Below are 13,971 nucleotides of genomic sequence, written 5' to 3' on the forward strand. Positions count from 1 at the left end.
CCAACACCCTCTCTACACAATGAAACTGGAATCAGAATTTCTTACGCTTACGCGCAGCTTCTGATTTCAATTTACGTTTTACGCTTGGCTTTTCGTAGTGACGACGTTTACGAACTTCGGCAAGTGTGCCATCTTTCGAAACACCGCGTTTGAAACGACGAAGAGCGTCTTCAAGCGATTCGTTTTTACGGACACGAGTTTCCACTAGTTTTCCCTCCCTCCGAATTACACGACTAAGGAAACGTGTTTCACACGTCATATCATATTATAGTGAAATTAAGTCGTGTGGTCAACCACTTATTAATAGTCGCTGTCTGAACGTCCGCCTGTGACGATTGCGATACCAGCTGAAGCACCGATGCGTGTCGCACCAGCATCGATCATCGCTTTCGCTCCTTCGAAGTCACGAACACCGCCTGAAGCTTTTACGCCGAGGTCTGGTCCAACTGTTTCACGCATGAGACGAATGTCTTCGACCGTTGCGCCACCAGTTGAGAAACCAGTTGATGTTTTGACGAAATCTGCTCCAGCTTTCACTGAAAGTTCAGCAGCTTTCTTGATTTCTTCTTTTGTAAGCATGCACGTCTCAAAGATGACTTTGACGAGTGTACCGTTTGCCGCTTCGACAACCGCACGAATGTCACGCTCTACGAGGTCGTAGTCGCCGTCTTTGAGTGCTGCGATATTGATCACCATATCGACTTCATCCGCACCGTTTGCGATCGCGTCTTTTGTTTCGAACGCTTTCACTTCAGGCGTGTTCGCTCCGAGTGGGAATCCGATGACTGTACATACTTTGACGTCGTCATCTGACTTAAGTTGCTCCGCAGCATATTTGACCCATGTTGGGTTGACACAGACACTTGCGAACTTATATTCGAGTGCCTCTGCACAAAGTTTTGTAACTTGATCTTTTGTTGTTTCAGCTTTTAAAGCTGTGTGGTCGATATAACGGGCTAATTCCATTATTCATTTCCTCCTCTGACAAATAAGTCTGACATCTAACATATTACCATGTTTTTTCGAGATGTAACAGCTTTCAAATTCAAATGAGCTGACGACGTTTACGAGCGACGACCCAACTGTTCCAACTGAAAAAGAAGATGGCCAGCCAAATACAAGTAAATGCGAAGACATGATACGCTGTGAACGGTTCATGATACATGACGACTCCGATAATCAGACTAAGTGTCGGTGCGATGAATTGAAGGAATCCGACGAGTGTGAACGGGATATGTTGTGCCCCGTAACCAAACAAGAGAAGCGGAAGCGCCGTCACCACACCCGTCCCTAGCAATGCGACCCAAATCATCGGTGACATGTCGAAAGCAATCTGATCCGTGACGACCTGATTGCTGAGAAAGATGAGCGCGACAGGCACGACAGCTAACGTCTCAATCCCGAGACTGACTGTTGAAGCGAGAGGTCGCCTTTTTTTCACCATTCCATAAAAACCGAACGTACTCGCTAATACGAACGAGATCCACGGAAACGAGCCATACCCAAGCGTCAAGACGAGGACGCCGATTGACGCGATCCCGACCGCCATCCATTGGACTCGGTTTAATGATTCCCGAAAGACGAGCACCCCTAACACCATACTGACAAGCGGGTTAATATAATATCCGAGGGATGCCTCGATGATATAACCGTGATTGACAGCCCATATGTACACGAACCAGTTTGCACTGACGATGAATCCATTCAACATGAACGCGTTTCGTGTGGCAGGGTGGCGAAGAGCGTAACCGAACTCTTTCCACTGATTCGTCCATCTTAAGACGAGTAAAATAAATAAAAAGGACCAAACGATACGATGTGCCAAAATTTGCCCACTCGGCACTTCCTGCAAAAACTTCCAATAGATTGGGAGGACGCCCCACATCACGTAGGCCCCGATTGTCGTCCATACTCCCTTGTTCACACGTTCACCCGCTCTCTTTCAAGATAAAAATAGTTTAGTCGATGAATGACTTCCGATACAAGGCTTTTGTTTCATGAAAAAAGGACGCGAAATCGCGTCCCCTACTGTTTATTGCTTTATCTGTTCGATGGCAGATAGAGCTTGTGCTAAATCTTCAACTAAATCATCGATATCTTCTAATCCAACTGAGATTCGAACGAGTCCGTCCGTGATCCCGAGTTCTGCACGTCGCTCAGCCGGAATCGACGCATGTGTCATGCGAGCCGGAACACTGATCAAGCTTTCAACTGCACCTAGGCTCTCTGCGAGCGTGAAATACTTCGTCTTCGCGACCATCATTTCAGCCGCTTCGGCCGAACCGACGTCAAACGCAATCATGCCACCGAACCCACGCGCTTGCGACAAGTGGACGCGTTTCGCTTCTTCACTAGAGACACTTGGGTGGAGTACACGTGACACGTTCTCGTTTGATTGTAAGAATTCAACCAACGCCCGTGCGTTCGATTCAATCTCTTCCATTCGAACGGCAAGTGTCTTGATTCCACGTACGACGAGGAAGCTGTCTTGGGGTCCGAGGACTGCACCGACCGAATTTTGGAGAAATGCCAACGCTTCTCCTTGTTCTTCCGTACGTGCGACGACTAAACCTGCCACGACGTCACTATGACCGCCTAAATATTTTGTGGCGCTGTGTAAGACATAGTCGGCACCAAGGTCGATCGGATTTTGGAAGTAAGGTGTCATGAACGTGTTGTCTACGACGAGCAAGACATCTGCCTCATCCGCAATCGTGCGCATCGCTCGGATATCCGTCACGTTCAAGAGTGGATTTGTCGGTGTCTCCACATAAATCATTTTCGTGTTCGCTTGTAGCGCATCACGAACCGCCGTTTCATCGGATGTATCGACAAAAGTTGCCTCCAAGCCTCGTGACTGAAATACTCGATTGAATACACGGTATGTTCCTCCATATACATCAGACCCGACGATGACGTGGTCTCCAGATTTCAACAACATGAGTACGGTCGAGATGGCAGCCATCCCAGACCCAAATGCAAAACCTTGCACACCGCCTTCGATATCCGCTATGAGTGTCTCAAGTGCGGTACGTGTCGGGTTTGCAGATCGAGAATACTCATATCCTTCCCGTAAGTTACCGATTCCGTCTTGCTTATATGTGCTCGTTTGATAAATCGGTGGTGTGACCGCCCCTGTTAATGGGTCGGTCGTTTTACCGCCGTGAATGAGTGCTGTCTTTGTACGCATGTTCTGCCTCCTTGACAATTCCTTGACTTAAATATCGTTCTGCACTATCTGGCAAGATCGTCACAATCGTGCCTTCTGACATTTGATTTGCTTCCTTTACACATGCTGCGATGGCAGCACCAGAAGAACTTCCGATGAGCAATCCTTCCTGTTTCGCAAGATGCGCCACGTAATAGAAGGCTTCCTCATCTGTGATGGTATGAATCGCATCGACATAAGCCTTTTCCAAAAATGGCGGCCATTTTTCGACGCCGATTCCTTCTGTTTTATGTGGACCTGGCTCACCGCCGTTCAAAATCGAACCAACCGGCTCCACGACGACGGTTTTCGTCCCTTGTGGTTTTAACGTTTTGGCGACACCGGTGAACGTACCTCCTGAACCCGCACCCGCTACAAATACATCGATTTGTGGCACGTCCTTCAACAACTCTTGCGAAAGAATGTCGACATAGGCGTCCGGGTTGTCCGGGTTTGAAAACTGTTCCGGCACGTATGCATCATATTCTTCAGCCAACTCGAGTGCATGACTGATTGCGCCTTTCATTCCAAGCTCGGTCGGTGTGTTGACGACGGTCGCTCCAAGGAGACGCATCAATGCTTGTTTCTCTTGACTAAACTTTTCAGGGGTCACGGTAATCAGACGAATGTCGTATCGCTGACAAGCGAGCGCGAGTCCGATTCCCGTATTCCCGGCTGTCGGCTCGATCACCGTACCACCTGGTGCCACGTCTCCACGTTTCATCGCCCGCTCAATCAAATTCATGCCGAGTCGGTCTTTGACACTTCCTCCCGGATTCATCATCTCCATCTTCCCGTACACTTTTACCGTAGCTGGAACAGGTAATGAACGGAGCTCGATGAGCGGTGTGTCCCCGATGAGTTCATAGACGTCACGGACAATCATCTTACGCTTCGTCCTTGAAGACGATATGCCACTCGTCACGTTTCGCAAGCATGTCAGCTGCTAATTTTTTGGCTCCCTCAAAATCATGATGGTTCGCATTCCCGCACTGTACCGGGTTTTGCGCTGGCAATTCTTCCGCGTTCATTGCATCGCGCAATGTCGCTTCTACGAGGTCGAGCATGCGCTCATAGTCCCCATCATTCAACATCGTCCAATAGAAACCTGTTTGGCATCCCATCGGCGAAATGTCCACGATGTCTTCTGAATGATTACGGCTGTTTTCGGCGATCAAATGCTCGAGAGAGTGAACAGCACGCATCGGCATGAGGCCTTCGTTCGGTTGGATGAAGCGAATATCATACTTGTAAATCGTATCAGCCGTTCCTTCTTTCACACCGGCGAGACGGACAAATGGAGCCTGAACTTTCGTATGATCCAAGTTAAAGCTTTCAACGTTATATGTTTTCATGAGTAATTCCTCCTAATTATTTTGTAGCGACGACAAACCAAACAAATTTATTTTTCTGTGTCATTGTCACGTTGTATCCATTCGCCTCTAGCATCGTACGAATGGTAGTCGTATATGGATAATATTCACGATTTAAATCCTCGACCAAGTCTGAATAGCCTTGTTCCGTAGCCCAGTCAATAATTTCTTGACGTGCGTGTGGAGATTCGAACATTGTATCAAGCAATACGAATTTCGGATGTCCCCAATCACGAACATATTGACCGATCGCTGTTTCTTTCTCAGAATCCGTCAAGTGATGGAAAGCGTACGAGGAAACGACCGTATCAACATGTGAGAACGTTGGATAACGGAGAAAATCTCCATGTTCGACCGATATGCCCAACTTCTCAATTGCAATCTGCCTCATTTCTGGAGAAGGTTCGATTGCAATTAAAGGATGTCCCTTTAAAATTCGGGCACTCAAGTTGCCTGTGCCGACACCAAATTCCAAGACCGTTCCTTCAACGTGTAACGCAACGTCATCAAGCATTTGATCATATCCGACAAATACTTCATGATATTGTTCGTCATGCCCCCCGACTGCCGTATCGTAATCTTTCGCCCAATCCTTGAAGATATCCATGAATGGTAAATTCATAGCGCCACCCCATCCTTAATTCTGACTAAATTGATATGTTTTATTGGTATTTAACATTAACGTTACATTAACAGGTTTTTTTGAACATTTCAAGTCATTCGCGTGATTCTGACGATCACCAAAATTTGATATAGGTCTTATGATTCAGGTCTTTAGTAATTGTCTGAACATTTAAATTTGTGCAAAAACACTCCCCTACTTTACAAAAAAATCCACTCTTTTTCCCCTGAACAACGATATGATAGTTCACAATGCAAGAGGAAATCTTTGTTTTTTACAGGTAATAACAAATATTAGGGGGTAAACACGTTGTCAAGAAGAAAAGTCTACTTAAACGCTTCACTTGCTACATGTATTGCTTTAACACCTGTGTTGATTCAAGCGGGTACGTCATCTGTTTCAGCAGAAGCTTCCATCAAACCAAAAATTGAGCTCGAAAAGAAACAGAAAAAAGTCCGGGTCGTCGTCGAACTCGTCGGTGCACCTGCAATCGCAGAAGCAGCGCAAAAAGGGAAAAAATTTAATGAGTTGACGAAATCAGAACAAAACAAGGCACAACAATCTGTACAGTCTGAACAAAAACGCGCAAAATCCGCTTTGAAAAAACAAGGCGTGACTGCTACACCGATTGAAGAGTTCACGACCGTTTTTAACGGCTTCTCCACTTTCCTCTCAACAAGTGAAATCGCTAAAGTTGAAGCTCTACCTGAAGTAGCGACTGTCCATGTCGTCAACGAGTATGAACGTCCTGAAGTGAAACCAGATATGGTTACAAGTAACGGAATGGTACAAGCCGAACAAACATGGGGAGATTACGGATTTGCCGGGGAAGGCACCGTCGTCGCTGTCATCGACTCGGGAATTGATGCCGACCACCGAGATTACCGAATCACGGATGCGAAAACGGCAGAATTGACAAAATCAGAAGTCGATCAGGCCATCACTTCGTTCGGTCTACCTGGAGAATATGTGAATGAGAAAGTTCCATATGCCTATAATTACTACGACGAAAACGATGATATTAAAGATGATTCACCAGGGGCTTCCATGCACGGTCAGCACGTCTCAGGGACGGTCGCTGCAAACGGTGATCTCGAAAACGGTGGAATTAAAGGAGTCGCACCTGAAGCTCAAATCCTTGGTCTTAAAGTATTCAGTAACGACCCGAACTACGCATCTACATACGGAGATATTTATATTAAAGCGATTGACGATGCGATCAAGCTTGGAGCTGACGTTATCAACATGAGTCTTGGTTCAACAGCAGGTTTTGTCGATGCCGACTCACCTGAGCAACAAGCCGTTCAACGCGCTGTAGACAACGGTGTCTTCATGTCCATCTCTGCTGGGAACTCAGCATACTTCGGACATGGCTTTGACTTACCAACGGCTTCAAACCCTGATACGGGTGTCGTCGGTGCGCCAAGCGTCAGTCAAGCATCGACATCGGTCGCTTCACTCGAGAACGATCAAATTCAATTGGATGCTTTCCGCGTCGGTGACGAAAAAATCGGATGGAAGAAACAAGATGGACCTGCATTCTCGGAAGGTACATATGACGTCGTTTACGTCGGAGATGGGCAACCAGAAAACTATGCTGGTAAAGACGTGAAAGGAAAGCTCGTCCTCGCCGTTCGCGATGGAGGATACTTCTACTCGAAGATTCAAAAAACGGCTGAGGCACAAGGGGCAGCCGGTGTCATCGTACGAGGCGCCGTTTCACACGGAGACTATGTGTCTATGGCTCTCGATCAACCACTCATCCCGATGGCATCACTCAGCATCCAAGACGGGAACGAGTTAAAAGAGAAATTAGCGGATGGACCGCTCCAACTCACGTTTGCCGGTGACCGGATCAGCGTCAACAACCGTTCGGCAGGCGCGATGTCTGATTTCACATCTTGGGGTGTCACACCGAACCTTGACTTCAAGCCGGAACTTTCAGCCCCAGGCGGTCAAATCTTCTCAACGTTCAACGACAACCAATACGGTTTGATGAGCGGGACATCGATGGCCGCACCTCACGTTGCCGGCGGTGCAGCTCTTGTTCTTGAACGCGTCGATCGCGATTTCGACTTGAGCGGAGCGGCTCGTGTGACGATGGCAAAGAACTTGCTACTCAATACGTCGAAGCCCGTCACAGACATCGGGCCGTATAACCAGGAATTGAAGCAATCCCTTCCATATTCACCACGTCGGGCTGGGGCTGGTCTCATGCAACTCCATGCGGCCGTCACATCTCCGGCAGTCGCTTATGAGAAGAAGACGAAAGAAGCGAAAGTCGCTTTGAAAGAATTGTCGAAGAGTAAGGCGAAGTTCACGATTGTCGTTGAAAACATATCTGACGAATCACTCACATACGATGTGGCTGCTTCCCTCCAGACTGATCTTGCCGTCACTAACAAGGATGGCGTCATTCAGAATGCGATGGAAGCTCAGGCGCTTCAGCAAGCAGTCATTAAAATCAATGGCAAAAACACAAGTAAAGTCACGTTGAAAGCAAAACAGAAGAAAGAAATCACCGTCTCGATTGACGTCTCGAAGGCACAAGTACTTAATCCTGAAACGCTAGAAGGAACGGTATCTGCAAAATCAGTCTTTGAGAATGGTTATTTCGTCGATGGATTCCTCCGCTTGTCTGACCCACGTGGGACAGACGGTAACCCGTCACTCGTTGTCCCATTCGTTGGATTCGAAGGCGATTGGGGCAAAGCACCAATCTTTGATGAAACGATTTATGAAGATGGTTCATTCTATGGAATCTCTGGATTGGTCGATGCGGCCGGGAACTATTTAGGAGAGAAACTTGATGAGTCTGTAGCTGAAGAGGCGGTAGCGATTTCGCCTGACGGAGACGGTTCAAAAGACACGGCTACCCCGGTCTACTCGCTCTTACGAAATGCGAAAGACATCAAATATCGGATTGTCGATGAGAAAGGAAACGTCCTCCGTACCCTTAAAATCGAAGAGGAATTGAGAAAGAACTACTTTGATGGCGGAAGTGGTGACCCATACTATTACACGTCAGATAACGCTTGGGACGGAAAACTGAACGGAGAGATGGCGCCGAAAGGAACGTACTACTACGAAATTGAAGCGAGCATCGACTACATGAAAAAACAAGCCCAGACGCTTCGGATCCCAGTGAAAGTGGATTACACAGACCCTCGTTTCACGATTCGTTGGAACGAAGGTGTGGCTAGTGTCAAAGCATCCGACGACTTTGCAGGAATCAATGGTATCGAATTCCTTCTCAATGGGAAAGTTGTTGCGAAAGAAGCAAAAGATACAGCAAACTTCACACTCGATGCGCCACTTGAATCAACGGACCAACTATCGGTTCGCGTTTCAGACAATGCGGGTAACGTGATTACACGCGACGTATCTACAGAAAATGACGCAGATAAACCAGGAGTCTTTGTCGATGCACCACTCGCCCTGTCTCCTTACGGTTCATCGATTGTACCGATCATCGGTCAAATCAAAGATGCCTCTGACGTTGTATCGTTCACTGTCGACGATGTGGACGTACCACTCACGTATGACGCAGCTGCAAAACAATACACGTTCAATACGACACGTTCGTATGAAGATGGATTCCACAAGATTCGTTTCATCGCGGAAGACACGTCTGGTAACGTGACGAACTTCGTCCGTCCAATCTTTGTCGACTCGACAAAAGCCGCGCTGTTGATCAGCAACGTTCCGAAAAACGTTTCGGCGAAGCAAAACTCTGTGAACGTGAAAGTTCAAGTGACGGATAACTTCGACGACATCAAACTTCGTGTCAACGGAGATTTGAAATGGAGTCATACGTTGAAAGAACCTTATGCGATGCGCGCATTCTCACGTACCGAAACCATCTCACTTCCTGTAACGAAGGGACAAAACACTTTCACATTTGAAGTGACTGACCTCGGTGGCAACGTGACGAAGAAAGTCATCACGATCAATAAAAAATAATTTTTTCACGAAAAAACGGCTGCCCACGTGGGTCAGCCGTTTTCTTATCCTTTCGCCAATTCAAGCGCGTACGAGATGGCAGACAGTGCATAAAGAGGAGCCGTCTCCGATCTGAGAATTCGAGGTCCGAACGCGCAAGCGATCGCACCAGCCTCTATCCATTGCGTGACTTCCGCTGTGTCAAATCCGCCTTCCGGTCCCGTGATAACGAGGAGACGTTGTTTTGATTGAAGTCGATTCAATGTGTTGGCAAGTGCCGACTGCTCGCCTTCTTTTGCCGATTCTTCATATGCGATGATGACTTCGTCATACTCTTCGAACTGCTTCGAAAGCTGTTTCGAAGTGAGGAACGTACATGAAGGGACAACGGCTCTATACGATTGCTCAGCCGCCTCCTGCATGATTTTTTGAATACGTTCTACTTTTTTCGGCACTTTTTTCGAGTCCCATTTGGCGACTGATCGGGAAGATTCGAACAATAGAAGATGATGAACGCCGAGCTCGGTCGCTTTTTGAGCGACAAGTTCGACTTTGTCTCCTTTTGGCAACGCATAAGCGAGCGTCACTTCAATCGGCAGTTCGGTCTCTGATTGACGAGTCGACAATACTTTAGCCTCTCCACGCTTCTTTTCAAGTGACGTCACGACACATGCGTACTCATTTCCCGTCCCGTCGAGAAGCACCATTTCGTAACCCGGTCCTTGTCGTAGGACCGTTCCAATATGATGAACGACATCTGAAGGAAGTGACACAGTATCTCCTGTAAAAGCTTCTGGTGTCAGAAAATAACGTTGCATAGCTTACCCTTTCTTGGCGATGATTGCGACCCAGTCTTCCATCACGCGTGTCTCTTCAATCTCGAAACCTGCAGCCATCAGAGCGTTCGTAACTTCCGCCCGTTTCTCTCCAATGATACCGGATGTGATGAAGCGACCACCCGTTTTTGTACGAGCATATGCATCTTCGATGAAGAGAAGAATGACATCGGCAAGGATGTTTGCCACGACTAAGTCATATTCTCCATCTACACCTTTTAATAAATCTCCCGTATCCACTTGAACAAGTGATTCAACACCGTTCGTCTCTACGTTTTGACGAGCAGCTTCAACAGCAACCGAATCCAAGTCTAGCGCTTTTACGCTCGTCGCTCCAAGTTTTGCAGCCGCGATCGACAATACGCCCGATCCTGTACCGACATCAATGACGCGGTCGCCTTCCTGGATGTAGTTCTCAATCGCTTGAATGCATAGCATCGTCGTTGGGTGTGTACCTGTACCAAACGCCATGCCCGGGTCAAGCAAGATGACATTTTCTTCCGGTTGTGGTGTGTACTCTTCCCACAAAGGGACAATCGTCAGCTGTTGTGAGATTTTGACCGGCTTGTAATACTGCTTCCAAGAATGCGCCCAATCTTCCTCATCAATCTCTGCGACCGTGACCTCACCTGATCCGATATCAAGCATGTTCCGGAGTCGCTCGATTTCTTTTTTCAAGTTTGCGAGCACATCTTGGAAATCACCTGAGGCCGGCACGTACGCTTTGACGTGTACTCCAGAAGTTGGATACGTTTCACGATCCGAAACGTCCCAAATCTCTCCGAAATGGTCTTCCGCCATCATTCGGTCGAAGTCTTCAACGTCCTCGATGACGACACCTTGTGCGCCCACTTCGTGTAATAAGTTCGATACGGCTTCCACCGCAAGCTGTGTCGTGTGGACACAAATTTCAGACCATTTCATCGTTTGTACACACTCCTTTTAGTGACTAAAGAACTTTTTCATTTTTTGGAACATGCCGTGTTCCTCTTCGACACCCGATTCGCCACTGATTTCTTCGAATTCGCGAAGCAATTCTTTTTGACGGTCTGTCATATTTTTCGGTGTCATGACGATGACGCTCACATACTGGTCGCCATTCGCGCCACCACGTACACTTGGCATCCCTTTTCCGCGTAAGCGGAACTTCGAGCCAGTTTGTGTCCCGGCTGGCACTTTCAAACTCACGTTCCCGTGAACCGTCGGAACTTCGATCTCTGCGCCGAGTGCCGCTTGTGCGAACGTGACCGGCATTTCCATCGCAATGTGCTGGTCGACACGTTCAAAGATTTCATGAGCTTTCACGCGTACGACGACGTATAAGTCTCCCGCTGGTCCTCCGTTCACACCAGGACCGCCTTTTCCAGATAGACGAATCTGTTGACCGTTATCGATACCGGCTGGAATTTTTACCTCGACGGTCTGCTTCTTCTTCACATGACCTGAGCCGTGACAAGTCGGACATTTTTCTTTGATTGTCTTACCGCTACCATGACACTTGCTACAAGGACGTTGATTGACCATACGACCGAGAATTGTGTTTTGCTCAACCGTTTCAACGCCACTGCCGCCACATTGGTTACACGTTTCTGGTTTCGTTCCAGGTTTCGCACCGTTCCCCATGCACGTGTCACACTCGACTTCAATTTCGAGCTCGATTGTTTCCGTCTTGCCTGTCACACTTTCCATGAAGTCAAGGTCGACTACATATTGATAATCTTCCCCACGACGCGGTGCGTTCGGGTCTTGACGGCGTCCACCGCCACCGAAGAACATGTCAAAGATATCTCCGAATCCACCTTGGAAGTCGCCGCCGCCTCCGAATTGGTTCGCCCCTTCAAAACCGAATCGGTCATACTGGGCACGTTTTTGTTCGTCAGAAAGCACTTCATAGGCTTCACCGATTTCTTTAAACTTATCCGCCGCATCTGCCTCTTGGTTGATATCCGGGTGATATTGACGGGCCAACTTCCGGTATGCCCGCTTGATTTCTTGTGCTGAGGCCGACTTGTCGAGCCCGAGCACTTCATAATAATCTCGTTTCGCCACTATTCTCGCTCCTATCCTTACAATCTACGTATCGATTTTACCGATTCTACCTTAACATGGAAAGAGCCAAAGCAGAAACCTGCTTTGGCGCTCTCCTTTACAACGGCTGTTTATTTACGGTCGTCGAGATCCTCAAACTCTGCGTCCACGACATCATCGTCCTGTTTCGCTTCTGTTTGTGGTTCTGCGCCTTCAGCACCTTGCTGTTCAGCCATTTTAGCATATACTTTTTGCGTCAACTCTTGAACGACAGCTGACAATTCGTCTTTGGCTGTACGGATCGCCTCAAGGTCTGAACCTTCGAGAGCAGTTTTTGCTTTTTCTTTCGCAGCTTCTGCTTTTTCTTTGTCCGCCTCTTCCACTTGCTCACCAAGGTCTTTGATTGCCTTGTCTGTCGCGAAGACGAGTTGGTCTGTTTCGTTGCGAAGTTCCGCTTCTTCTTTACGTTTGTTATCTGCGTCTGCGTTCGCTTCAGCTTCTTTCACCATACGCTCGATTTCTGCCTCATCGATACCTGAAGAAGATTGGATTGTGATCGATTGTTCTTTGTTCGTACCGAGATCTTTCGCTGATACGTGAACAATTCCGTTTGCATCGATATCGAATTTAACTTCGATTTGTGGCACACCACGTGGTGCTGGCGGAATGTCAGTCAATTGGAAGCGACCAAGTGTCTTGTTGTCTGGTGCCATCGGGCGTTCCCCTTGAAGGACGTGGATGTCAACAGCAGGCTGGTTATCTGCAGCAGTTGAGAACACTTGTGATTTCGATGTCGGGATTGTCGTGTTACGATCAATCAATTTCGTCATCACGCCACCCATTGTCTCGATACCGAGCGAGAGTGGAGTAACGTCGAGAAGAACGACGTCTTTTACGTCTCCAGCAAGAACTCCACCTTGGATTGCCGCACCGAGTGCAACAACTTCATCCGGGTTTACCCCTTTGAATGGCTCTTTCTTCGTGAAGTCGTGGATTGCTTTTTGGACGGCAGGGATACGTGTCGAACCACCGACGAGAATGATCTTATCGAGGTCAGATGGTGTAAGTCCTGCATCTTTCAAGGCACGACGAGTTGGTTCCATTGTGCGTTCGACAAGGTCAGCCGTCAATTCTTCAAACTTCGCACGCGTGAGTGTCATCTCCAAGTGGAGTGGACCTGCTTCACCTGCTGTGATGAACGGAAGGCTGATGTGTGCGCTTGTGACGCCTGAAAGGTCTTTCTTCGCTTTTTCAGCCGCATCTTTCAAACGTTGAAGTGCCATCTTGTCTTTCCCGAGGTCGATGCCGTTCTCTTTTTTGAATTCTGCAACGAGGTAGTCGATGACTTTTTGGTCGAAGTCATCTCCACCGAGACGGTTGTCACCAGCTGTAGCGACAACTTCGAATACGCCATCACCAAGTTCAAGGATTGATACGTCGAACGTACCACCACCGAGGTCATAGATCAAAATCGTGTGGTCTTCACCTTTATCTAATCCGTAAGCGAGTGCCGCAGCAGTTGGCTCGTTGATGATTCGCTTGACATCAAGACCAGCGATTTTACCAGCATCTTTTGTCGCTTGACGCTCAGCGTCATTGAAATATGCAGGAACTGTGATGACTGCTTCCGTGACTGTTTCACCGAGGTAGTCTTCAGCATCCTTCTTCAACTTCTGCAAAATGATTGCCGAGATTTCTTGTGGTGTGAATTTCTTGCCGTCTACGTCAACTGTATGTGACGTTCCCATGTGACGTTTGATTGATTGGATCGTGTTCGGGTTCGTGATGGCCTGACGTTTTGCGACCTCACCTACTTGACGCTCTTCTCCTTTGAATGCAACAACCGAAGGAGTCGTACGGTTACCTTCTGCGTTTGAGATGACGACTGCTTCGCCACCTTCCATTACTGCCACACATGAGTTTGTAGTCCCTAAGTCAATACCGATAATTTTACCCATCGTT

General features: G+C 47.8%; 12 protein-coding genes. 1 reads left to right on the forward strand and 11 read right to left on the reverse strand.

The genetic code is table 11. The features are described from left to right. Nucleotides 1-31: 31 nt before the first annotated feature. The 7 genes from rpsU to KNP04_RS02025 form a co-directional block, all read right to left on the reverse strand. A complete protein-coding gene (rpsU, locus tag KNP04_RS01995; protein WP_029334745.1) occupies nt 32-226 on the reverse strand; it encodes a 30S ribosomal protein S21 in 195 nt (64 codons plus the stop codon). A gap of 74 nt (nt 227-300) precedes the next feature. Next, nucleotides 301-966 carry a deoxyribose-phosphate aldolase gene (deoC, locus tag KNP04_RS02000; protein ID WP_214749232.1) on the reverse strand — a complete coding sequence of 222 codons (666 nt, stop codon included), beginning with the start codon at nt 964-966 and terminating at the stop codon, nt 301-303. Nucleotides 967-1,045: 79 nt separating this feature from the next. Next, on the reverse strand, nt 1,046-1,924 hold the full coding sequence (rarD, locus tag KNP04_RS02005) for an EamA family transporter RarD (RefSeq protein ID WP_214693116.1): 879 nt from the start codon (nt 1,922-1,924) through the stop codon (nt 1,046-1,048). Between the two features lie 108 nt (nt 1,925-2,032). Continuing rightward, nucleotides 2,033-3,190, reverse strand: coding sequence for a bifunctional cystathionine gamma-lyase/homocysteine desulfhydrase (locus KNP04_RS02010; protein WP_214693119.1), 1,158 nt, complete (start codon nt 3,188-3,190; stop codon nt 2,033-2,035). Beyond that, nucleotides 3,156-4,094, reverse strand: a complete 939-nt coding sequence (locus tag KNP04_RS02015) for a PLP-dependent cysteine synthase family protein (RefSeq protein WP_214874527.1) — start codon at nt 4,092-4,094, stop codon at nt 3,156-3,158. The genes KNP04_RS02010 and KNP04_RS02015 overlap by 35 nt, the downstream gene beginning before the upstream one ends. A 1-nt stretch (nt 4,095) precedes the next feature. Continuing rightward, complete coding sequence (locus KNP04_RS02020; protein ID WP_074033378.1) at nt 4,096-4,563, reverse strand: S-ribosylhomocysteine lyase; 468 nt, start codon at nt 4,561-4,563, stop codon at nt 4,096-4,098. 16 nt (nt 4,564-4,579) lie between these two features. Further along, on the reverse strand, nt 4,580-5,203 hold the full coding sequence (locus KNP04_RS02025; RefSeq protein ID WP_214874528.1) for a class I SAM-dependent methyltransferase: 624 nt from the start codon (nt 5,201-5,203) through the stop codon (nt 4,580-4,582). A 309-nt stretch (nt 5,204-5,512) separates the two neighbouring features. Between KNP04_RS02025 and KNP04_RS02030 the strand changes: the two genes are divergently transcribed. After that, nucleotides 5,513-9,166: a S8 family serine peptidase gene (locus tag KNP04_RS02030; protein ID WP_214874529.1), complete on the forward strand. Its 3,654-nt coding sequence runs from the start codon at nt 5,513-5,515 to the stop codon at nt 9,164-9,166. 44 nt (nt 9,167-9,210) lie between these two features. On the opposite strand, the gene KNP04_RS02035 is transcribed toward KNP04_RS02030, so the two are convergent. The 4 genes from KNP04_RS02035 to dnaK form a co-directional block, all read right to left on the reverse strand. Continuing rightward, on the reverse strand, nt 9,211-9,963 hold the full coding sequence (locus tag KNP04_RS02035) for a 16S rRNA (uracil(1498)-N(3))-methyltransferase (protein ID WP_214820310.1): 753 nt from the start codon (nt 9,961-9,963) through the stop codon (nt 9,211-9,213). A gap of 3 nt (nt 9,964-9,966) precedes the next feature. Beyond that, entirely contained in the window at nt 9,967-10,905 is a 939-nt protein-coding gene (prmA, locus tag KNP04_RS02040) for a 50S ribosomal protein L11 methyltransferase (RefSeq protein WP_214820312.1), read from the reverse strand. Between the two features lie 18 nt (nt 10,906-10,923). Next, nucleotides 10,924-12,030, reverse strand: a complete 1,107-nt coding sequence (gene dnaJ, locus KNP04_RS02045) for a molecular chaperone DnaJ (protein ID WP_214693130.1) — start codon at nt 12,028-12,030, stop codon at nt 10,924-10,926. A gap of 110 nt (nt 12,031-12,140) precedes the next feature. Beyond that, nucleotides 12,141-13,967, reverse strand: coding sequence for a molecular chaperone DnaK (gene dnaK, locus KNP04_RS02050; RefSeq protein WP_214693135.1), 1,827 nt, complete (start codon nt 13,965-13,967; stop codon nt 12,141-12,143). Nucleotides 13,968-13,971: the final 4 nt, after the last annotated feature.

The organism is Exiguobacterium sp. CH10 (assembly GCF_018617635.1).
Lineage (GTDB): Bacteria > Bacillota > Bacilli > Exiguobacteriales > Exiguobacteriaceae > Exiguobacterium > Exiguobacterium aestuarii_A.

What these genes read in the sequence shown, in the direction of transcription:
- deoC (WP_214749232.1), bottom strand. Translation starts at nt 966, where the DNA reads ATGGAATTAGCCCGTTATATCGACCACACAGCTTTAAAAGCTGAAACA.
- KNP04_RS02010 (WP_214693119.1), bottom strand. Translation starts at nt 3,190, where the DNA reads ATGCGTACAAAGACAGCACTCATTCACGGCGGTAAAACGACCGACCCA.
- KNP04_RS02015 (WP_214874527.1), bottom strand. Translation starts at nt 4,094, where the DNA reads ATGATTGTCCGTGACGTCTATGAACTCATCGGGGACACACCGCTCATC.
- KNP04_RS02020 (WP_074033378.1), bottom strand. Translation starts at nt 4,563, where the DNA reads ATGAAAACATATAACGTTGAAAGCTTTAACTTGGATCATACGAAAGTT.
- KNP04_RS02025 (WP_214874528.1), bottom strand. Translation starts at nt 5,203, where the DNA reads ATGAATTTACCATTCATGGATATCTTCAAGGATTGGGCGAAAGATTAC.
- KNP04_RS02035 (WP_214820310.1), bottom strand. Translation starts at nt 9,963, where the DNA reads ATGCAACGTTATTTTCTGACACCAGAAGCTTTTACAGGAGATACTGTG.
- prmA (WP_214820312.1), bottom strand. Translation starts at nt 10,905, where the DNA reads ATGAAATGGTCTGAAATTTGTGTCCACACGACACAGCTTGCGGTGGAA.
- dnaK (WP_214693135.1), bottom strand. Translation starts at nt 13,967, where the DNA reads ATGGGTAAAATTATCGGTATTGACTTAGGGACTACAAACTCATGTGTG.